Annotated in this window: 18 protein-coding genes; 12 read left to right on the top strand and 6 right to left on the bottom strand. The window is 35.3% G+C overall.

Annotated elements, in window-relative coordinates; all coding sequences use genetic code 11:
- Window positions 1–13: 13 nt before the first annotated feature.
- Both IR010_RS18695 and apaG read left to right on the top strand, forming a co-directional pair.
- Window positions 14–1,273, top strand: coding sequence for a DUF5103 domain-containing protein (locus IR010_RS18695; RefSeq protein WP_194570513.1), 1,260 nt, complete (start codon window positions 14–16; stop codon window positions 1,271–1,273).
- A gap of 79 nt (window positions 1,274–1,352) precedes the next feature.
- Window positions 1,353–1,739 (top strand): Co2+/Mg2+ efflux protein ApaG, encoded by a 387-nt coding sequence (gene apaG, locus IR010_RS18690; protein ID WP_029273249.1) that lies wholly within the window; start codon window positions 1,353–1,355, stop codon window positions 1,737–1,739.
- On the opposite strand, the gene pdeM is transcribed toward apaG, so the two are convergent.
- The 4 genes from pdeM to IR010_RS18670 form a co-directional block, all read right to left on the bottom strand.
- Complete coding sequence (gene pdeM, locus IR010_RS18685) at window positions 1,732–2,367, bottom strand: ligase-associated DNA damage response endonuclease PdeM (RefSeq protein WP_194570514.1); 636 nt, start codon at window positions 2,365–2,367, stop codon at window positions 1,732–1,734. The genes apaG and pdeM overlap by 8 nt on opposite strands.
- Window positions 2,368–2,400: 33 nt before the next feature.
- The gene (locus IR010_RS18680; RefSeq protein WP_194570515.1) at window positions 2,401–4,860 is read right to left on the bottom strand and encodes a ligase-associated DNA damage response DEXH box helicase; all 2,460 of its coding nucleotides are present in this window, start codon (window positions 4,858–4,860) and stop codon (window positions 2,401–2,403) included.
- Window positions 4,861–4,947: 87 nt separating this feature from the next.
- The gene (locus tag IR010_RS18675; protein WP_029273246.1) at window positions 4,948–6,549 is read right to left on the bottom strand and encodes an ATP-dependent DNA ligase; all 1,602 of its coding nucleotides are present in this window, start codon (window positions 6,547–6,549) and stop codon (window positions 4,948–4,950) included.
- Window positions 6,549–7,613: a ligase-associated DNA damage response exonuclease gene (locus IR010_RS18670; protein WP_194570516.1), complete on the bottom strand. Its 1,065-nt coding sequence runs from the start codon at window positions 7,611–7,613 to the stop codon at window positions 6,549–6,551. Before IR010_RS18670 ends, IR010_RS18675 begins: the two co-directional genes overlap by 1 nt.
- 200 nt (window positions 7,614–7,813) lie before the next feature.
- Here IR010_RS18670 and pruA point away from each other — a divergent pair, with 200 nt between their 5' ends.
- Window positions 7,814–9,439, top strand: a complete 1,626-nt coding sequence (pruA, locus tag IR010_RS18665) for an L-glutamate gamma-semialdehyde dehydrogenase (RefSeq protein ID WP_029273244.1) — start codon at window positions 7,814–7,816, stop codon at window positions 9,437–9,439.
- Between the two features lie 282 nt (window positions 9,440–9,721).
- Window positions 9,722–10,453, top strand: coding sequence for a hypothetical protein (locus tag IR010_RS18660; RefSeq protein ID WP_194605902.1), 732 nt, complete (start codon window positions 9,722–9,724; stop codon window positions 10,451–10,453).
- A gap of 84 nt (window positions 10,454–10,537) precedes the next feature.
- Here the strand turns inward: IR010_RS18660 and rsmG are convergent, their stop codons facing one another.
- Window positions 10,538–11,167 carry a 16S rRNA (guanine(527)-N(7))-methyltransferase RsmG gene (gene rsmG, locus IR010_RS18655; RefSeq protein ID WP_194570518.1) on the bottom strand — a complete coding sequence of 210 codons (630 nt, stop codon included), beginning with the start codon at window positions 11,165–11,167 and terminating at the stop codon, window positions 10,538–10,540.
- 107 nt (window positions 11,168–11,274) lie between these two features.
- Between rsmG and IR010_RS18650 the strand changes: the two genes are divergently transcribed.
- The 8 genes from IR010_RS18650 to IR010_RS18615 all read left to right on the top strand — a co-directional run bounded on the left by IR010_RS18650 (window position 11,275) and on the right by IR010_RS18615 (window position 19,642).
- Window positions 11,275–12,369: a fatty acid desaturase family protein gene (locus IR010_RS18650; RefSeq protein WP_194570519.1), complete on the top strand. Its 1,095-nt coding sequence runs from the start codon at window positions 11,275–11,277 to the stop codon at window positions 12,367–12,369.
- 71 nt (window positions 12,370–12,440) lie between these two features.
- The gene (locus IR010_RS18645) at window positions 12,441–13,631 is read left to right on the top strand and encodes a pyridoxal phosphate-dependent aminotransferase (protein WP_029273240.1); all 1,191 of its coding nucleotides are present in this window, start codon (window positions 12,441–12,443) and stop codon (window positions 13,629–13,631) included.
- 348 nt (window positions 13,632–13,979) lie between these two features.
- Window positions 13,980–14,438, top strand: coding sequence for a ferritin-like domain-containing protein (locus tag IR010_RS18640; protein WP_029273239.1), 459 nt, complete (start codon window positions 13,980–13,982; stop codon window positions 14,436–14,438).
- Between the two features lie 117 nt (window positions 14,439–14,555).
- Entirely contained in the window at window positions 14,556–15,134 is a 579-nt protein-coding gene (locus IR010_RS18635; RefSeq protein ID WP_194605900.1) for a hypothetical protein, read from the top strand.
- Window positions 15,135–15,295: 161 nt separating this feature from the next.
- A complete protein-coding gene (locus IR010_RS18630) occupies window positions 15,296–17,170 on the top strand; it encodes a peptidase U32 family protein (RefSeq protein ID WP_194605898.1) in 1,875 nt (624 codons plus the stop codon).
- A gap of 416 nt (window positions 17,171–17,586) precedes the next feature.
- Window positions 17,587–18,747, top strand: a complete 1,161-nt coding sequence (gene purT, locus IR010_RS18625; protein ID WP_194605896.1) for a formate-dependent phosphoribosylglycinamide formyltransferase — start codon at window positions 17,587–17,589, stop codon at window positions 18,745–18,747.
- Window positions 18,748–18,749: 2 nt separating this feature from the next.
- Complete coding sequence (locus IR010_RS18620) at window positions 18,750–19,067, top strand: DUF6370 family protein (RefSeq protein ID WP_194570524.1); 318 nt, start codon at window positions 18,750–18,752, stop codon at window positions 19,065–19,067.
- Window positions 19,067–19,642, top strand: a complete 576-nt coding sequence (locus tag IR010_RS18615; RefSeq protein ID WP_194570525.1) for a Crp/Fnr family transcriptional regulator — start codon at window positions 19,067–19,069, stop codon at window positions 19,640–19,642. The genes IR010_RS18620 and IR010_RS18615 overlap by 1 nt, the downstream gene beginning before the upstream one ends.
- A 142-nt stretch (window positions 19,643–19,784) precedes the next feature.
- Here IR010_RS18615 and aceA read toward each other — a convergent pair whose 3' ends face one another.
- A complete protein-coding gene (aceA, locus tag IR010_RS18610) occupies window positions 19,785–21,065 on the bottom strand; it encodes an isocitrate lyase (RefSeq protein WP_194605895.1) in 1,281 nt (426 codons plus the stop codon).
- Window positions 21,066–21,161 lie beyond the last annotated feature (96 nt).

The raw sequence follows: 21,161 nt of genomic DNA, 5'->3' as shown, positions 1-21,161 counted from the left end.
ACAACCTAATAAGATGCCAAAATTTTTATATAGAATCTTTATTCTGCTTTTTATTTTTACTTCGGCGAAAGCCCAAGAAATCCAAACTGAAGTAATTCCACCATATAATATTAAAACAGTTTCATTTATTCAGAACGGTAATAATGTAGTTCCGATATTTGAATTAGGTGATACATTTGAATTTCAATTTGATGATTTATTTGGCAATGAAGCCAACTATTATTTTGAAGTTGTGCATTGTGATTACAACTGGAAACCTACTGATATTCCTAAAACAGATTATTTACGAGGTTTTGACAATCAAAGAATTACCGATTATTCGAATTCATTTAATACGCTTCAGGTATATTCGCATTATAGACTTGCTTTTCCAAATCAGTTTACGACCCAGCTTCGAATTTCCGGAAATTATATGCTGAAAATTCTAAATGAAGACAAGGAAGTTGTTTTCTCGAGAAAATTTATTTTATATGAAAATCATTCTACAGTTTCGGCGCAGGTAAAAAGAAGCCGTAACATCAGCAATATTGATTACAAGCAAAACCTTGATTTTGCAGTATTGTCAAACGACATCGTTTTTCAGACTCCGCTGCAAAACCTAAAAATTCTTTTATTGCAAAATGGTAATTTTAATACTGCAATTAAAAATATTGCACCTCAATATACCATAGGAAATCAGATGGTGTATAAATATGACACTGAAACTCAATTTTGGGGCGGAAATGAATTTTTATATTTTGAAAATAAAGACATTCGCGCAGCCAATAACAATGTTGGCAGAGTGGGCTCTAATAATGATATTTACAACGCTTATTTGTATACAAACGCTGCAAGAGCAAACCAAATTTATACTAATTATCAGGACGTAAATGGTAATTTTGTTGTAAAGAACATTAATGGCTCTAATAACGAAATTGAAGCTGATTATGCTTGGGTTTATTTTACTCTTTCGGCACCAACTTTCAGAGCAAACAAAGACATTTATATTACGGGGATGTTCAACAACTACAGTCTGTCGCCAGAATATAAAATGGATTATAATTCAGATAAGGGTGTTTTTGAAAAAGCAGTTATGCTCAAACAAGGTTTTGTTAATTTTCAATATACAATTGCAGATAAAAAAGGTGTGATTGATTATGAAAATGCTATTGACGGAAATTTTTATCAAACTGAAAATGAATATACAATATTAGTGTATTATAAAGAAAGTTCTGATCGATACCAGAGAATCATAGGAAAAGGCAACGCGAACTCAATAAACATAGTAAATTAAAACATTGTTAAGGTTTTCAGTTGAATGATTTTTTTTCGTAGATTTGCAAGTATAACGCACACATATATACTACTTTAGTATGGTTTCTCAGATAACACGAGGCATAAAAATATCTGTTTTGACTAGTTTTGAAGGTACTTACTTCAAGAACTACAAGATTCACTTTGCCTTTAGTTACGTAGTTACAATCGAAAATCACAGTAAAGACTCAGTTCAATTGACATCTCGTCACTGGGAGATATTCGATTCTTTGAATGATTTAGAAGTTGTAGACGGAGAAGGTGTTATCGGTAAAAAACCAGTTCTAAAACCTGGAGAAAATCATACTTATAGCTCGGGCTGTTTGCTATCATCTCCTTATGGAGCGATGAAAGGTCATTTTAATATGATTAATTTTACTACCACAAAAACATTCAAAGTTATTGTTCCTACTTTTAGAATGTGTGCTCCTTTTGCAATTAATTAATGGCAATCTCAATTATTCCTTCTTTTGTAATAGCGTAAGCCTTATCATTTTCAGTAGGCACCAAATAAGAATTTCCTGTAAACTCTCCAAAAGCCGGAAAAATCAATTGATTGGGTTTTCTGAAAAAACAAGACAAACTTAAAAACTGCCTGCCCAAACCTTTTAGTTTTATACCAGGATGAAGATGCCCGCAGAAATTAAAAAATCCTTCTTTTTCTATTGGATGATGTGTGAGCGAAAAATCATCAATTACTAATTCACTATAAATTTCGATATTCAAATCGTCATAATATTGTTTTGAAATAATATCGTGATTTCCCTCAACTAAAATTATTTTTTGTGAATGCTTCTTTGTCCATTCAACAAAAAAATCCCATTCGTTATTGATTTTGCTGTGAAATAAATCTCCTAAAAAAATAATTTTATTTGGATTGAACAACTGCAGCACAGCATCAAGGCGAATGAAATTTTCGAAAATTGCATCTTTAGGAATCCCTATTCCGTGTTTTCTAAAATGCGCCACCTTTCCTAAATGCACATCAGAAATTAAAATCATATTTTGTTCTTCCCAAAATACAGCACCAGATTGATGCAAAATAAAATTTTGACCGTTTATTGTAATCTTCATATTTAATAATTTCTATTGAATCAAAATTTTGAATTATCTCATGTAACTCGCTGTCATTTTTTTGATTCTTTCCTGTAATGTCTCGCTTGATAATTTTTCCCTTAATCTGTCTGTGATAATAGGAAAACTAAAAGGAGTAGGCTTTAAACATTGTTTCCAAACAATAGTTTGCCTGTTAATTCTTTCCATCGCCTGAATCAAACGTCCTTCTTCCAGCTGATGCTCGAATGTTTCTATAAAGGCTTGCTGCAGCAAAAGATTATCAGGTTCGTAATCTCTAAAAACTTCAAAAAGCAATTGCGATCCACTTTGCAAATGTTTTGTTTTTACTGGTTTCCCTGGCATTCCGGTGAAAACCAATCCTGCAATTACGGCAATGTCTCTAAATTTTCTTCTCGCCATTTCTGTTGAGTTAAGACTTTTCTGCAAATCATGATGTACATATTCTGTAGAAAACAAATTATTATCAAAAACGGCCTGCATATCAATTTCCTGATCAGACAGCAACTCAAATCCGTAATCGTTATAAGCGAGAGAAAAAGTGATTGGCGACAACAAACTTATTCGATACGATAAAATACTTGCTAAAGCTTCATGCACAAATCGCCCTTCAAAAGGATAAAAAACAGCATGAAAACCTTCTCTCGTTTTAAATGTTTCTATTAAAAATTCATCGTCACTCGGTACAATACTTTCTTTTCGCTGCCGATCAAAAATAGGTTTTAATGCTTTTAATTCTGGCGTCAGATTATCTGTATTTGCTGCATATAATTCTTCTCGCAACAATTCACTCATTTGCACTGATAAAGCCATACGCCCTCCCATCCAGCTTACAGTTCTGGAGTTTTTTTTAGGATCTGCTTTCTTTACTAAAACCTGCATATTTTTAACTCGATATAATTCTAATCTTTTTCCAGCAAAAGTAAAAACATCTCCAGGCTGCAGTTTTGAAGCAAACCATTCTTCAATTGATCCGATATAACCTCCACTTAAAAACTTAACATTCAGAGCTGCATCACCAACAATAGTACCAATTTGCATTCTGTGATGCATGGCAATCATTCGGCTGTTGATTTTAAAACGTCCGTCTTCTTCGATTTCTACTTTTTTAAACTCGTCATACGCTTGCAGGCTCTGGCTTCCATTTGTGATAAAATTCAGAATCCAGTTCCAGTTTTCTTTTGTAATATTTTGATAACAGAATGTGTTTTTTACTTCTTTATAAATTTCATCTGGAAAAAATCCGTCAGAAACTGCCAAAGTGTTAAGATATTGCACCAAAACATCCCAACTGTTGAGATACGGAATTCTGTCTTCAACGATAGTTCTGTCCACTGCTTTTTTAAGTGCTGAAGCTTCAATCAATTCGATTGCATGCGTTGCAAGAAAATAAATAACGCTTTCTTTTCCAGGCTGATGACCGCTTCGCCCTGCCCTTTGCAGAAAACGTGCCACACCTTTAGGTCCTCCAATTTGAATAATCGTTTCAACAGGAGCAAAATCGACACCCAAATCTAGACTCGAAGTACAAACTACTACTTTTAGTTCTTCATTCCTAATAGCATTTTCAACCCACAAACGTGTTTCCCTGCTGATACTCCCGTGATGCATTGCCATATCTCCAGCGAACTCAGGATATTTTTCAAGAATGGCCTGAAACCACATTTCGCAGGCAGAACGAACATTTGTAAATATTAAAGTAGTTTTACTTTTTCGGATAATTTTGGCAACCTCATCAATTAAGTGCAACCCCATATGACCTCGCCACGGATAACTTTCCATTTTATCGGGTAATATCGAGAGCACTTTTATTTTTTTATTGATGTTCGCTTTAATTAAAATCGAATTTTGATAGGCTTCAGAATTTATTCCTAACAAAACTTGCTGTGCCAATTCGAGATTTCCAATAGTTGCTGAAATTCCCCAAATGCGCATTTTTGGCGCAACGGTTTTTAATCGGGACAAACCCAATTCCATTTGAACACCTCGTTTTGTACCTAATAATTCGTGCCATTCGTCAACAACAATCGCAGAACAATTAGCAAAAGTTTTCGCAAAATCTTTTGATGCTAAAAGCAGTTGCAAACTTTCAGGAGTTGTAATAAGCAAGTCAGGCATTTTTTTGCTTTGCTTGGCTCTTTCGCTTTGCGAAGTATCTCCAGAACGAATTCCAACGGTCATTTGAGTATCTAAATCTTGAACAATTCTGTCTGCCGCTTGTTTTATTTCGACCGAAAGAGCCCGCAAAGGCGTTATCCAAATCGCTTTTAATCCAGGTTTATGTTTGGTTTTATAATCGGGATTTTTTTTGATGTAATCGAGAACTATAGGAAACCACAAGGCATACGTTTTTCCGCTTCCGGTTGGAGCGTTCAATAAACCGTTTTTTCCTTGCAGAAAAGCAGTCCACGTTTGGGTTTGAAAAGGAAATGCTTTCCAGCCTTGCTTATGAAACCAGTTTTCGGCTAATACGTATAAATCGTTTCTATTCATTCTTCTTATTAAGGTTCAAAGCTACAAAGGCACAAAGGCACAAAGTTTTTCTTTAAAACTCTGTTGCTTTTTATCTTTGCCCCCTTTTTACAAAATCATACTTTTTAAATCTTCAATTGAATTCGCTTCATCAATTTTTTTGTCATGCCGCCATCTCAAAATTCTTGGAAATCGGGTTGCAATACCACTTTTATGCCTTTTTGAAAGTGCAATTCCTTCAAAACCAATTTCGAAAACCAGTTGAGGCGTAACGCTTCGAACAGGACCAAATCGTTCTAAAGTATTTTTCTTTATAAAATCATCCACTTTTCTAAATTCGGAGTCGGTTAAACCAGAGTATGCTTTTGCAAATGTGACTAATTCACGTTCGCCTTTATCATTATTTTGCCAAAGCGCAAAAGTATAATCTGTAAATAAATTCGACCGTCGCCCGTGACCACGCATGGCATAAGTTAAAACGGCATCAATTACCAAAGGTTCAATTTTCCATTTCCACCAGTCCCCTTTTTTTCTTCCAACCTGATACAGCGAGTCATTCCGTTTTAACATCAAACCTTCGCTTTTCATTTCTCGGGCACGCATTCTTTCATTGGTTACATCTTCCCAAGAATGGAGTAAAACTCTTTCTGATAATTGAAAATTAGGCGTTTTATCTTTTATCGAATCATATAATTGCTCCAATAAAAGGCGTCGTTCTGAATAAGGTAAATTTCGAATGTCTTGTCCTTCCCATTCTAAAATATCATACGCTTTTAATATAACTGGCACTTTTTCAAGTAAAGATGCAGATATTGTCTTACGCCCGATTCTGGCCTGTAAGTCGTTAAAAGTTCCGATTTCTCCTTCTGTAAAAGCTAGAATTTCTGCGTCGATAACAGTTCCGTCTGGAATAATTCCAACAAAAGATTTAAATTCCGGATATTTATCCGTTACCAATTCTTCTCCTCTTGACCAAACATAAATTTCGTTTTCACGAAAAATCGTCTGTGACCTAATTCCGTCCCATTTATGCTCGACAGACCAGTCTTCAGGATTTCCAAGATTATCAACTTCGCCTTCAATAGGATATGCAAGGTAAAACGGATACGGTTTTGATAAATAATCACTGCTTTTTTCATCTAAGATCAATTCTTGAAAAGTGATTGTGTTCGGATCCCAATTTCCCATTAATTTATAAGCCAAAGCATCTTCATCAACATCTTCAGCTTTAGACAAGGCACGTGTCATTAATTTTTGGCTTACGCCGATTCTTAAGCTTCCGGTAATTAATTTGGTAAAAACAAAGCGTTCGTAATAATTCAGTGCAAGCCAATTTTGATGTAAATATTCTTTTTTATCAGAATCTGATTTCTTTTTTAAAGCAATAATTTCCTGAAGATATTCGGTTAAACTTTTATCTGAATGTTCTTTTGTTGTCGGAATTATTAGCGCAATAGTTTCGGCCAAATCACCCACAATATGATAACTTTCCTCAAAAAGCCAAAGCGGGATATTAGCCAGTTCATTTGCCCAAATCCTTAGCAAAGTAGTATTAACCGGTCTCGGAGGACGACGATGCGAAAGAATCGCAATGGTCCATACTTTATCTTCTGGCGATGCATTTTTAAAATACGTCGTCAGCGCATCGACTTTTACGTTCGTTTTATTCGAACTATCGAGAGTTTTTATAAGTTGGGCGAAATTCTTCATTATAATTCATTATTTTCAAGAATAGTCGAAGTTTCATTTTGGTCTATTGCAGCTTCTTTTTCATCTTTTTCCATTTCTGCCGACTCCCCTTCATACTGCGTTTTTTCTGTTCTTGCATCGTAACCTAATTCTCTTAAATATTTAGAGAAAATATCGGTGTAACCGTGCGTACAGATTATTTTTTCTGCGCCGGTAGCTTTTATACTGTCGAGCAAAGAATACCAATCGCAGTGATCGCTTAAAACAAAACCTTTATCAATTGCGCGTCTGCGTCTTGCGCCACGAAAAGCCATCCAACCGCTTGCAGCGCCTGTAACAAAAGGCGTCATTTTTCTGATCCAAATACTTCCGTGCGCACTTGGCGGAGCGAGCACAATATTTCCTGCAAAATCTTCTTTTTTAGTTTCGCGCGTTACTAAAGTTGTGGGCGGGAAATCGACCATCGGACGCAAAACATTAGTCATATTTTCGATTGCTCCATGTGTGTATATTTTTCCAATATCAGTATCCAGGTATTTTAAAAGTCTTTGTGCTTTTCCTAGAGAATATCCAAAAAGAATAGATGTTTTCCCTTCGGCTTTATTTTCTGCCCACCAATTATTGATTTCTGAAATTACCTCAGCTTGTGGTGTCCAGTTAAAAGCGGGTAATCCGAAAGTACATTCGGTTATAAAAGTGTCGCATTTTACAACTTCGTATGGAGTTGAAATACCGTCATCTTCTGTTTTATAATCTCCAGTAAAAACCCAGACTTCACCTTTATGTTCAACACGTATTTGAGAACTTCCTATAATATGTCCGGCAGGATGAAGCGAGAATTTTACATTGTTTATCACAAAGGTTTCTCCCCATTCTTTTCCGGTAACATTTATTTCGCCTAAGCGATGTCGAATTATCGGAATATTGGTATGATGTGTAATATAGTTTTGATGTCCCCAGCGTGAATGGTCGGCATGCCCGTGGGTAATAATTGCATTTTTTACCGGACGCCAAGGATCTAAATATACATCTGCCTGCTGACAATAAATGCCTTTATCGTTAAATGCTAAAAGTGGTATTTTCATATTATTACGATTTAGAAATTGTAAAAATCTTGGGCAGATTTCTAACAAATTTAACTATTTAAAAATTCAGCTGTTTTATAAATTCACACGATTAGTTTATTTAATTACAACTTTTTAATATTGTATTGTGATTTAATCAAATTATCATTTGTACTTTTGTAAAAAATTAAATAAATCGTAATTTTAAAATAATTTATCCCATGTTAAAAGGATTCTTTCATGTACCAAAAGCGGTAAACGAGCCAGTAAAAGGTTACGCACCGAACTCACCAGAAAAAGCAGCTGTTCAGGCAGCATACACTTCAATGTGGAACTCTAAAATTGATGTACCATTATACATTGGTAGTGAAGAAATCAAAACTGGAAACACAAAAACAATTTCAGCTCCTCACGATCACAAACATATTGTAGGAACGTATCATTTAGCTGAAAAACAACATATCGAAAAGGCAATTGCTAATGCACTTGAATCAAGAACTGCATGGGCAAATATGGCATGGGAACAACGTGCTGCTATTTTCTTAAAAGCCGCTGAATTAATCGCAGGTCCTTACAGAGCACGCATTAACGCAGCAACTATGATTGGTCAGTCTAAAAATATTCATCAGGCAGAAATTGATGCTTCTTGTGAATTAATTGACTTTTTACGTTACAACGTAGAATTCATGACTCAAATTTACAACGATCAGCCAAAATCAGATTCTACTGTTTGGAATCGTCTAGAATACAGACCTCTAGAAGGTTTTGTTTACGCAATTACTCCTTTTAACTTTACTGCTATTGCTGCAAATCTTCCTGCAAGTGCTGCTATGATGGGTAACGTTGTAGTTTGGAAACCAAGTGACAGCCAAGTATTTTCTGCAAAAATTATTATCGAAGTTTTCAAAGAAGCTGGAGTTCCTGATGGCGTTATTAACGTTGTTTTTGGAGATGCTTTGATGATTACAGATACTGTTTTAGCAAGCCGTGATTTCGCTGGAATTCACTTTACAGGTTCAACTCACGTATTTAAAGATATATGGGCTAAAATTGGTGCAAACATTCACAATTACAAAACATACCCAAGAATTGTTGGAGAAACTGGCGGTAAAGATTTTATCATTGCACATCCAAGCGCTAACGTAAAACAAGTTGCTACAGGAATTACTCGTGGTGCATTTGAATTTCAAGGACAAAAATGTTCTGCAGCTTCAAGAGCTTATATCCCGCAAAGTTTATGGCCAGCTGTAAAAGAGCAATTAATTGCTGATGTAAAATCTTTTAAAATGGGTTCTCCTGAAGATTTCGGAAACTTTATTACAGCAGTTATTCACGAAGGTTCTTTTGATAAATTGGCAGGTTTTATTGATCAAGCTAAAAAAGATGCTGATGCTGAAATCATCGTTGGCGGAAATTACGATAAATCAGTTGGATATTTTATTGAACCAACTGTAATTGTAACTACAAATCCAAAATATACGACAATGGAAACCGAATTATTCGGACCAGTAATTACTATATATGTTTATGAAGATGCTAAATGGGAAGAGACCTTAGAATTAGTTGATACTACTTCTGAGTATGCTTTAACCGGAGCTGTATTTAGCCAAGATCGTTATGCTATTGAAGTAGCAACTACGAAATTGCAAAATGCTGCAGGTAACTTCTATATTAATGACAAACCAACTGGAGCAGTTGTTGGAATGCAGCCTTTTGGAGGTGCTAGAGCTTCTGGAACTAACGATAAAGCGGGTTCTGCATTGAACTTATTGCGTTGGGCTTCTCCAAGAACTATCAAAGAAACTTTTGTAACTCCTGAGGATTATAGATATCCGTTTTTGGGTTAATTCGTAGTTTCCTTATCAAGTAAAAGCCACAAATTTCAAATGAAATTTGTGGCTTTTACTTTTCTTTTGTTTGCAAGCGTAAATTTTAAATTAATATCCTTATTAAAATGTTTTGCAAACAAATAAAATAATTTGTAATCATTTTCTTACTATATTGTTTTTCAATACTATAGATCTTCATAAAATCTTATTTTAATAGTTTAAAAACTTATTGTGCCATTTAAAAAAAGAGTGCCTCAATAAATTTGTCCTCAGAAATACAATTAAAGAAAAGACAGATTTATGAAAAACTTAAACAACGTACCTGAAATAATTCTAAAATCAAAAAGTGTTGGCCATCCAATTGATTTTAAATGGAATAATAAAAAGATGGATAAATTTATGGATCCATTAGAAGGAAATGAAGACCTTGAATGTGCATTGTCTAATATTGGACATAAAGCTTGTATTGGTCTTACTGCTTCATTACTAGAATGGGTATCATGGCGTTTTACAGGATATTCGACAGCAGCAAACGATGTCCAAAAACGTATTGAGGCACTTTGGTGTTCTATTCATAATATAGACGAAACAAATCCTTTAGTTTTTGATCCAAATCTTGACATATCAGATTCTGGATCTGTAAACGGACCATTATGGGTAGCACTCATGAATGTTCGAATGATTGATGTAAAATACAGAAAAGGATCTTATTTCCTTCAAAGTGAACTACTAGGGTTAATTTTGCTGGCACGTTATATTACGCCAAAGAAAAAGTTTTTTGATAACTGGCTTGGCGAAATGATCCTACAGCTAACACTTAAATTTCCATGTAAATACAGCCAAGATAATCTAGATGAAAGCGATGAAGGAGTTTATGATTCTTCTGCTGAACCTTTGCTGTCTCGCGAATTTTTCTTTGATTCAAAATTTAAATATACTCCAGCGGCATCTGAGGAAGCGTTAAACAATTTTATAGGCAATTTAAATCATAAAGCAAATCCATTTTTAAACTTAACAAGAAAAGCATCTTAATTATAATTCACCTTTAGAATGCAAAAACCCGACAAGAATACTTCAGCAAGTAATCATTGTCGGGTTCTTATTTTATTTGAGCACTTATACTGTAAACTTCAAAGGCAAATGCACGACTTTTTTTGTTTCGAAAAATTCATCTTCAAAAACAGTCGACAAATCGTATAAAGTCGCTTTTGGAAAATCTTTTAATTCTTCGGCTAGATCACCACCTTTAAGATATAAGATTCCGTTTCTTAAAGTGTGTTTATGCTGTTTCTTGATTTTATCTTTTATCCAAGAAACAAAATCTGGCATATTGGTTACGGCACGGCTTACAATAAAGTCAAAATCACCTTTTACCAATTCCGCGCGTTTTTGTTCAGCTTTTACATTTTTTAATTCTAATGCATCAACAACGCCCTGAACCACTTTTATTTTTTTGGCTATAACATCAATAAGATAGAAACGTGTTTCTGGAAAAAGAATCGCTAACGGAATTCCAGGAAATCCTCCTCCAGTTCCTACATCTAAAACAGTTGCTCCAGGTTCAAACTTCATGATTTTTGCAATTCCAAGCGAGTGCAAAATATGTTTTGTATATAAGGCGTCGATATCTTTACGTGAAATGACATTTATTTTTTCATTCCAATCGTGATATAAAAAGTCTAATTTTTGAAATTGTTCGATTTGAAGATCGGTCAAATCTGGAAAATATTTCAATATCTCATCCATTGCTCTAATTTTTTAACAAAAGTACTACTTTACGATTGAAATATTTAACTCAATTTTGCAAATTGAAAATTTATAATAATTACCTTTGAAAACTATTTAAATTAATTATGAATAACACTGCGCCTACATTTGCTAAACAAGACAATCTGAAGTTTTTCAGAACACTTAACTCACGAGTAAACAATTACTTCAAGGAGAACAACATTCAGAAAACTGGAAACTGGAAGCTGCACCTAAAAGCCGTTATTCTTTTTGCAGTTTTTCTAACGCCTTATTTTTTAATCTTGACTCTTGACATGCCTTTTTGGGCACAATTGTTATTAAACATTCTTATGGGAGTTGGGATGGCCGGAATTGGAATGAACGTGATGCACGATGGCAACCACGGATCTTATTCTTCTAAATCATGGATTAATAAAATTATGGGAGGAAGCATTTATGTTTTAGCCGGAAATGTACATAACTGGCAAGTACAACATAATGTATTGCATCATACCTATACAAACATCCACGGTCATGATGAAGATCTTGATGCAGGAAGAATCATTCGTTTTACACAAAACGCAGAATGGCACCGTTTTCATAAATTTCAACATTACTATTCATTCTTCTTATACGGACTTTTGACTTTTAATTGGGCTTTAACAACCGATTTTAAGCAGATGAAAAACTATTTAAGAAGAAAACTATCTTACGGAGCACCTCAAAGTCCTGCAAAATTATGGACGGTTCTAGTAATTACAAAAATAATCTACGTTCTAATCTGGATGGCCTTGCCGATGATTTTAGGTGTAACATGGTGGAAAGTTGTTATTGGATTTTTTGTAATGCATTATACAGCTGGATTAATCTTGAGTATTGTTTTTCAATTGGCACACGTAGTAGAAGAGACTTCTAATCCAGTTCCGAATGAAGAAGGAGAAATCGAAAATACATGGGCAATTCACCAATTGTACACAACAGCTAATTTCGCTCCAAAAAACAAGATAATCAACTGGTTTACAGGAGGATTAAATCATCAAATTGAACACCACATTTTTCCAAATATCAGCCACGTCCACTACGGAAAAATTGCTGAAATTGTAAAACAAACCGCAAAAGAATGCAACTTGCCTTATCATGAATTCAGAACTATGAGAGGTGCAGTTGTAGCGCATTACAAGCATTTGAAAGAGCTTGGAATGAAACCGGAACTAGCTTAAAAACAAAAAAATCTATTAATAATAACCATCCTTAATTAAAGTTGAAATTAAGGACATTCAAAAATTTTATAATGAATCATATTCTTTCGGACAGAATCAACAACTTAGCAACATCACAGACTTTAGCAATGGCAGCTTTAGCTCGTGAATTAAAAGCACAAGGAAAAGACATTATCAGCTTAAGTTTAGGTGAACCAGATTTTAATACACCAGATTTTATTAAAGAAGCTGTTAAAAAAGCAGTGGATGAAAATTACAGCACATATTCTCCAGTAGAAGGTTATTTAGAGTTGAGAGAAGCAATTTGCAGAAAATTCAAAAGAGATAATGATTTAGATTACAAACCAACTCAAATTGTTGTTTCTACAGGAGCAAAACAATCTTTATACAACATTGCACAAGTAATGTTAAATGATGGCGATGAGGTTATCTTGCCAGCGCCTTACTGGGTTTCTTATTTCGAAATTGTAAAACTTTCTGGCGGAGTTCCTGTTGAGGTTCCAACGTCTGTAGAAACTGATTTTAAAATTACTCCAGAACAATTAGAAGCTGCTATCACACCAAAAACAAAAATGATGTGGTTCAGTTCTCCTTGTAATCCTTCAGGTTCTGTTTACAGCAGAGAAGAGTTAACAGCTCTTGCAAAAGTGTTAGAAAAATACCCAAATATATATGTAGTTGCTGATGAGATTTATGAGCACATTAATTTTTCAGGAACGTTCTGCAGTATTGGTTCAATTCCTGGAATGTTCGAAAGAACAATTACTGTAAACGGAGTTGCAAAAGCGTTTGCAATGACAGGATACAGAATTGGTTATATTGGAGCTCCTGAATTTATTGCAAAAGCATGTACAAAAATTCAAGGGCAAGTAACTTCTGGAGCAAATTCTGTAGCACAGCGTGCTACAATTACTGCTGTTGATGCTGACCCAAGTGTATTAAATCATATGGTTCAGGCTTTCCACGAACGCAGAGATTTAGTTGTTGGATTATTAAAAGAAATTCCTGGAGTAAAAATTAACGTTCCTGAAGGAGCATTTTACGTTTTTCCAGACGTTTCTTCTTTCTTCGGAAAAACATTAAGAGGAACTGAAATCAAAGATGCAAACGACGTTTCGATGTACCTTTTAGCGGAGGCAAATGTTGCAACAGTAACTGGAGACGCTTTCGGAAACCCGAATTGTATTCGTTTCTCTTACGCAACAAGCAACGATATTTTAAAAGAAGCATTGCGCAGAATCAAAGAAGCTTTGACTGCATAATATCATTATAAGTTTATTAAAACGGCTTAAGGTTAAAAGTTTCATCACTTTTATACTTTAAGCTGTTTTTTTTATGGGCGTGTCCTCCGAGCAGTCCCAAAATTTAGGGATTGCTGCAAGTCTTCGCTCCCTTCTTCTGGCTTTGGGCTTTGCACTGCTTTCCAAAGCTACCAGATATTCCGTTTTTCAAAGAAAATCTGCCTTAAGGTGCTTAACCCCTATAAACTTAAATGATGAGTTTCAAAATTCCCATTCCACAATATTATAAATCACAAGTATAATCCTGTAAAACAAAAGCTTTAATAAGTTCTCATCTTTGTAATATAAATTAATTAAAAAATTATAGTCATGATACATACAGATGAAACCACAAAAGAAGCAGTTAGTACATTAGAAGGATTAATTTCAATTCTTGAAGACGGAAAACTAGGATATACAAATGCTGCAGAACATGTAGACAGTCCAGCTATTAAAACTGATTTCTTAGATTATGCACGTGAGCGTGCTCTATTTATTGTAGAAATACAAGACGAAATCAACAAATTAGGAAAATCAACTGATACATCAGGCGGAGGTCCATTAGGAGCTTTACACCGTACTTGGATTGATATTAAATCGTCATTTACCGGAGGAGATACAGAAGCAATCATTAATGCTTGTATTACTGGAGAAGAAGCTGCTATTGAAAAATACAAAATGGCTTTAGAAAAAAACGAACTTGAAGCTAGTCAAGTAGCTATTGTTTCAAAACAATTAAACAGTATCGAAAATACTTTGACTAAAATCAAAGCGAAAAAATTGTCATAATATTTGACACTATTTTTTTGAGAAGCGAAACTACCTGGTTTTAAACTGGGTAGTTTTTTTATTTTATAAAATCTGAAAAATAAATATTATTTTCGTTTCCGAACCAAAAATAAATTTATGACATCAACTTTACGCAATCTCATTTTAGTTCTTATCTCCACATTCTTTTTTTCTAACTCCACAAACGCTCAACCAAGAAAAGGCAAGTTTATTAATATCACAGCTGGTTTAGGAATTACGGCCTCTGATTATGAAGAAGATAACGTTGAATTAGATGGAAGTGGCTTTTATGCACAGGGCGAATATGTATGGGGAATAACCAAATGGTTTGGATTACGACCTTATGCTGGAGTTATTTTCACATCTCCTGCTAAAAATACTAATACAGATCAACCCGATTATAAAATATCAACAAAAGCATTTTTATTGGGAGGAAAAGCTCGTATTTGTGCACCAATTCCTTGGATTGCACCGTTCATTGAAACAGGTTTTGGAGCTTCCATCGGTTCATTTGAAACTTATACTCCATCTACCAATATCAAAAAAAGCGGCATAGTAACGCATGTCCCTTTAAGTTTTGGACTAGCTTTAGGGCCTAAACACAATATTGAAGCAGCCTTCACTTATTACTATCAATCCTCTGTCGATCAGTTTTGTGGCGCTGTAGCAGTAGGGTATTCTTTTCCTATAGGTTAATTTTTTTAAATATTAGAAAAGAAAATCTTTTTTTAAATACAACAATTCCATATTAGTTAACTATTTCAAAAAAATCCCTTCATCATTAGCAAACTCGAAATATTTATAAGAACTTTGCAAACTTTTTTCCGTGAATACCACAAAAGCCTAAAGTTCTAAAAATGAAGAAGAAAATTGAAATATTAGCTCCTGCTAAAGATTTAATTGGAGGAATGGCCGCCATAAACAGTGGCGCCGATGCAGTTTATATTGGTGCACCGCAGTTTGGTGCGCGTTCTAACGCCAACAATTCTATTGAAGATGTTGCCGCTTTAGTACAATATGCGCATTTATTTAATGCTCAGGTTTTTGTGGTAATGAATACCATTTTGTACGATAACGAACTGGAAACGTGTCGCTCAATGATTTGGGAATTATATGATATTGGTGTTGATGCCCTGATTATTCAGGATATGGCGATTATGGAAATGGACTTACCTCCTATCGTACTTCACGCCAGCACACAAGCCAATAATCGGGATGCCGATAAAATTAAATTCCTTAAAGATGCCGGAATCAAACGTGTGGTTTTAGCGCGTGAATTAAACCTTCATCAAATTAAAACAATTTACGACGAAGCTGATGTTGAGTTAGAATTTTTCGTAACCGGAGCTTTATGTGTTTCTTTTAGCGGAAATTGCTATATGAGTGTGGCTAATGGAGAACGCAGCGCCAACCGTGGTTCTTGCGCGCAAAACTGTCGTTTACCGTATAACTTAATCGACGGAAACGGAGAAACTTTAATCAGAAACAGTCACTTACTTTCGATAAAAGATTTAGATATTTCAGAACAAATTCCGAATTTGATTGAAGCCGGAATTGTTTCTTTTAAAATTGAAGGACGATTAAAAGATGTTGTTTATGTTAAAAATAACGTTTCTTATTTACGTCAAAAACTAGACAGTTATTTAGAAGGAGCAGGAAGCGAAAAATACATGAAAGCTTCTTCTGGAACTTGTACCTATACTTTTGATTCTTCTCTAAGCAGAACTTTCAACCGTGGGTATACTGATTATTTCGTAAACGACAGACACAGCTCGATTGGTTCTTGGGAAAGTCCAAAATCAAAAGGGCAGTATATTGGTAAATTGATCAGAACTGTTGGAAATGCATACGAAATCGAAAACGGCGAATTACTCAACAATGGTGACGGACTTTGTTTTATCAACGAAAACAATGAAGCCGACGGAATCTATGTAAACAAAGCCGAAAACGGTAAAATATATCCAAACGTTTTAAAAGAAGTAAAAGACGGAACTTTCATCTATAGAAATAATGACGCCGCTTTTATCAAAATTGTAGAAAGAGAAGACAGTGCCGTTCGTAAATTAAGTACCACTTTATTACTTACAGAAACAGAAACTGGCTTCGAGTTAATCGCAACCGATGAAGACGGAAATGTGAGCGTCGTAAATTTAGAACACGTAAAAGAGCAGACCAAAACAGGCGAATCAATTGAAGAAAATATCAAGACACAATTGGCCAAAACAGGTTTTACGCCTTACACTGCTGATGAAATCAATATTATGTTTTCTCAAAACTGGTTCCTTCCTATTTCAAAAATCAACGAAATGCGAAGAACCGTTTACGATCAGTTAACCGAAATTCGTTTAGCGAACTACAAACGTGAAGAACACCAATTGGTAAAAACGTCACATCCGTATCCTGAAACCAAATTAGATTTCATGTACAATGTTTCAAACAAAACCGCTCGTAAATTCTATGAACGTCACGGTGTTACCGAAATTGAAAAAGCATTTGAATTACAATGGGATCCAGGAAAATCTCGTGTAATGACAACCAAATATTGCATCAAATACGAATTAAAAAAATGTCCGATACATCAAAAAGATATCGTGGGCGTTAAAGTAAAAGAACCATTGGTATTAAAGCAAGGTGAGTTAGAATACAAACTAAAATTCAACTGCAAACCTTGTGAAATGGAAATCTGGGAAAAAGATGCTGAATTTGAAATTGAAGAAGATCATTTTCATTAATATTATTTAACCGCAACGGTTTTTACCGCAAAGAGCGCAGAGGATTACGCAAAGGTTCGCAAAGATTTTATATTTAATCTTTGCGAATCTTTTTTTTATGTTGCTATTTACGCCAATCTTGTCATTTCGACGCAAGGAGAAATCGCACACGAGATTCCGTAAAGTAAAGCACCAATTTTTGTCGAGTTTCTAGTGCGATTTCTCGTTCCTCGAAATGACAAACTGTGTGGTTAGGTGATGGAAAAATTAACCCTAAAATAAAATCTGCCGAATCTGCAAAATCTGCGAGAAACTTTTTGCAATCTTTCTTTCACTTAAAAACAAAAACTTTGCGTTCTTCGCGTAATTCTTTGCGAACTTTGCGGTTAAAAGCATTTTTCTGTACTTTTACTACTCAAACAATACAACACTCCAAAATGAAAATACTACTCCTAGGTTCAGGCGAATTAGGCAAAGAATTTGTCATTGCCGCACAACGAATCGGACAAACCATAATAGCTGTTGACAGTTACGAAAATGCTCCGGCGATGCAAGTTGCACACGGTTTTGAAGTCATCAATATGCTTGACGGCGAAGCTTTAGACCGAATCGTAGCCAAACATAAACCCGATTTTATAGTTCCAGAAATAGAAGCCATTCGCACAGAACGTTTTTACGATTACGAAAAACAGGGAATTACTGTTGTTCCTTCAGCGAAAGCGGCAAACTTTACCATGAACCGTAAAGCAATCCGTGATTTAGCTGCAAAAGAATTAGGTTTAAAAACAGCCAAATATCAATACGCAACATCTGCAGTAGAATTACAAAAAGCAGTTCAGGAAGTTGGAATTCCGTGTGTGGTAAAACCTTTGATGTCTTCATCAGGAAAAGGACAATCGACTATAAAAACAGAAAGCGATATCGAGAAAGCATGGCAATATGCTGTTGCAGGTTCGCGTGGCGATGTTATTGAAGTAATTGTTGAAGCTTTTGTAGATTTCCATTCAGAAATTACACTTTTGACGATTACTCAAAATGGAAATCCAACTTTATTTTGCGCACCAATTGGACACCGACAAGAACGCGGCGATTATCAGGAAAGCTGGCAACCGGCACAAGTTTCTGAAGCTGATTTGTACGAAGCACAGGATATGGCCGAAAAAATTACCGAAGCGCTTGGCGGTGCGGGACTTTTTGGAGTTGAATTTTTCCTGACTAATGAAGGTGTTTATTTCTCTGAACTTTCTCCGCGTCCGCATGATACGGGAATGGTAACTTTGGCCGGAACGCAGAATTTTAACGAATTTGAATTGCATTTACGTGCAATTTTAAGTCTTCCAATTTTCGAGATTACTTTAGAAAAAGCGGGAGCAAGTGCGGTGATTTTAGCATCAGAAGATTCAACAAATCCAACTTTTACCGGAATCGAAAAAGTCGCCGCTTTACCAAAAACTGATTTCAGGATTTTTGGAAAACCAACTTCAAGACCCTATCGAAGAATGGGAGTTGTTTTAAGTCACGATTCATTAATTACTCCAATTGAAGAAGTGATAGAACGTGCCAAAGAAACCTCCAAATTAATAACCGTAAATTCTTAAAAATGAAAAAAGCACTATTTATAGTATTCCTATTTATCGGAATCGCAACCCAAGCTCAGGATAAAAAAACAGTCGAAAAACCGCAAATTGTAGAAACCGCTTGTGGCGAATGCCAATTTGGAATGAAAGGAAATGGCTGTGATTTAGCGGTTCGCATTGACGGAAAACCTTATTTCGTTGACGGAACAACAATTGATGAACATGGCGACGCACATGCAAAAGATGGTTTTTGCAATGCAATCCGCAAAGCTTCGGTTACTGGAAAAATAGAAAACAATCGTTTTAAGGCTACTTCATTCACTTTGATAAAACAAAAATAATGGAGTTAATTCTTGAAAATATAGCCAAACACGTTTCGCTAACCCCTGAAGAGCAGGCGCTTTTTTTATCTAAACTCGAAACTAACACATACAAAACCAAAACTATTTTATTAAGTGCGGGAGAAGTTTGCAGACACTCTTATTTCGTTAACTCCGGAATTTTAAGAAGTTTTAATATTAATGATAATATCGTTGAGCATGTTTTATCATTTGCCTGCGAAGGCTGGTGGATGAGCGACATGTACAGTTTTTTTTCGCAAAAACCTGGACAGCTTTTTATTGAAGTTTTAGAAGACGCAGAAGTGGTTTCTTTATCTAAAGAAAATCAGGAACAATTGTATTTGGAGATTCCAAAACTGGAACGCTTTTTTAGAATTTTAATTGAAAATTCATTAGTTGCGAATCAGCAAAGATTAATGGACAATTTAAGTTTACCTGCGGAAGAACGTTTCGAAAAATTCAGTAAAAAATACGGAACCTTAATTCACAAAGTTCCTCAAAAACAAATTGCGTCTTTTATTGGAGTGACGCCAGAATTTTTCAGTAAAATGAAAGCGAGGCTTTTGAAGAAATAAAAAATAATTTCACCATTAAGACATTAAGTTTCATTAAGAGAAAGGCTTAATCTTCTTCATAACACCAACACTTAACTCCCTTAATATCTTAATAGTGAAAAATAAAAAACCAGTTCAATGTTGAACTGGTTTTTCTTTTGAATTAAAATTGCTCAACCTCTGTAGAATGTTTCATCGCTGTTATGGTTGATTTTCCTATCATTACGGTATTTTGAACCGCATCAAAATAAGACGTTCCCACAAACGCTTGGTGTTTTACCGCTCGGAATCCGTTTTTCTGTAAAGCAAATTCACGTTCCTGTAACTCAGAATATCCTGCCATTCCTCGTTCTTTATAAGCTTTTGACAATTCAAACATACTGGTGTTCAAAGCATGAAATCCCGCCAAAGTAATAAATTGGAATTTATAACCCATTGCAGCCAAATCTTCTCTAAACGTTTCCATTTCGGCAACCGTTAATTTTGCTGCCCAATTGAAAGACGGAGAACAATTGTAAGCCAGCATTTTATTTGGAAATTGTTTTTTCATAGCCGTTGCAAACTTTCTCGCATAATCTAAATCTGGATTGCTGGTTTCCATCCAAATTAAATCAGCGTAAGGTGCGTAGCTCAAGCCTCTTGCAATTCCCTGCTCGATTCCGTTTTTAACATAGAAGAAACCTTCAGCGGTTTTTTCGCCTGTTAAAAATTTTCTGTCTCTTGGGTCTGCATCGCTCGTTAATAAATTGGCTGCATCAGCATCGGTTCTGGCAACGATTAAAGTTGAAACGCCCATAACATCTGAAGCCAAACGTGCTGCAATTAATTTATTGATCGCTTCCTGCGTTGGCACTAAAACTTTTCCGCCCAAGTGCCCGCACTTTTTAGCAGAACTCAGCTGATCTTCAAAATGAACTCCAGAAGCTCCAGCTTCAATCATCGATTTCATTAATTCGAAAGCATTAAGATTTCCTCCAAATCCTGCTTCGGCATCAGCCACAATCGGAACCAAATAGTCTTTTTTATCTTCAATATTATTTACAGTCTGAATCTGGTCAGCGCGCAGTAAAGCATTATTGATCTTTTTAACCACCATCGGAACGCTGTTTACGGGATAAAGCGACTGGTCTGGGTACATTTCTCCCGCCAGATTTGCATCAGCGGCAACCTGCCAGCCGCTCAAATAAATCGCTTCTAAACCCGCATCGACTTCCTGAATCGCCTGATTCCCGGTTAATGCTCCCAACCCCGCAACATAATCCTGACTTTTTAACTTTCTCCATAATTTTTGGGCTCCCATTTTGGCAATAGAATGCTCAATTTGATACGAACCTTGAAGCGTAACTACTTCTGCAGCAGTATAAGGACGTTCAACACCTTTCCATCTCGGGTTCGTAATCCAATCGTTAATCAATTCCTGAATTCTGTCTTCTGTTGTTTTCATAAATAGTTTAGTTAAAGTGGTTAGTAAAGTTTATAGTTTTCAGTCTCAGTTATCAGTAATCAGTAATCAGTAATCAGTAATCAGTAATCAGTTTTA

The organism is Flavobacterium sp. MR2016-29, assembly GCF_015350695.1.
GTDB lineage: Bacteria > Bacteroidota > Bacteroidia > Flavobacteriales > Flavobacteriaceae > Flavobacterium.
This window is presented reverse-complemented; position numbering and strand designations above follow the sequence as displayed.

What these genes read in the sequence shown, in the direction of transcription:
- IR010_RS18695 (WP_194570513.1), top strand. Translation starts at nt 14, where the DNA reads ATGCCAAAATTTTTATATAGAATCTTTATTCTGCTTTTTATTTTTACT.
- apaG (WP_029273249.1), top strand. Translation starts at nt 1,353, where the DNA reads ATGGTTTCTCAGATAACACGAGGCATAAAAATATCTGTTTTGACTAGT.
- pdeM (WP_194570514.1), bottom strand. Translation starts at nt 2,367, where the DNA reads ATGAAGATTACAATAAACGGTCAAAATTTTATTTTGCATCAATCTGGT.
- IR010_RS18680 (WP_194570515.1), bottom strand. Translation starts at nt 4,860, where the DNA reads ATGAATAGAAACGATTTATACGTATTAGCCGAAAACTGGTTTCATAAG.
- IR010_RS18675 (WP_029273246.1), bottom strand. Translation starts at nt 6,549, where the DNA reads ATGAAGAATTTCGCCCAACTTATAAAAACTCTCGATAGTTCGAATAAA.
- IR010_RS18670 (WP_194570516.1), bottom strand. Translation starts at nt 7,613, where the DNA reads ATGAAAATACCACTTTTAGCATTTAACGATAAAGGCATTTATTGTCAG.
- pruA (WP_029273244.1), top strand. Translation starts at nt 7,814, where the DNA reads ATGTTAAAAGGATTCTTTCATGTACCAAAAGCGGTAAACGAGCCAGTA.
- IR010_RS18660 (WP_194605902.1), top strand. Translation starts at nt 9,722, where the DNA reads ATGAAAAACTTAAACAACGTACCTGAAATAATTCTAAAATCAAAAAGT.
- rsmG (WP_194570518.1), bottom strand. Translation starts at nt 11,167, where the DNA reads ATGGATGAGATATTGAAATATTTTCCAGATTTGACCGATCTTCAAATC.
- IR010_RS18650 (WP_194570519.1), top strand. Translation starts at nt 11,275, where the DNA reads ATGAATAACACTGCGCCTACATTTGCTAAACAAGACAATCTGAAGTTT.
- IR010_RS18645 (WP_029273240.1), top strand. Translation starts at nt 12,441, where the DNA reads ATGAATCATATTCTTTCGGACAGAATCAACAACTTAGCAACATCACAG.
- IR010_RS18640 (WP_029273239.1), top strand. Translation starts at nt 13,980, where the DNA reads ATGATACATACAGATGAAACCACAAAAGAAGCAGTTAGTACATTAGAA.
- IR010_RS18635 (WP_194605900.1), top strand. Translation starts at nt 14,556, where the DNA reads ATGACATCAACTTTACGCAATCTCATTTTAGTTCTTATCTCCACATTC.
- IR010_RS18630 (WP_194605898.1), top strand. Translation starts at nt 15,296, where the DNA reads ATGAAGAAGAAAATTGAAATATTAGCTCCTGCTAAAGATTTAATTGGA.
- purT (WP_194605896.1), top strand. Translation starts at nt 17,587, where the DNA reads ATGAAAATACTACTCCTAGGTTCAGGCGAATTAGGCAAAGAATTTGTC.
- IR010_RS18620 (WP_194570524.1), top strand. Translation starts at nt 18,750, where the DNA reads ATGAAAAAAGCACTATTTATAGTATTCCTATTTATCGGAATCGCAACC.
- IR010_RS18615 (WP_194570525.1), top strand. Translation starts at nt 19,067, where the DNA reads ATGGAGTTAATTCTTGAAAATATAGCCAAACACGTTTCGCTAACCCCT.
- aceA (WP_194605895.1), bottom strand. Translation starts at nt 21,065, where the DNA reads ATGAAAACAACAGAAGACAGAATTCAGGAATTGATTAACGATTGGATT.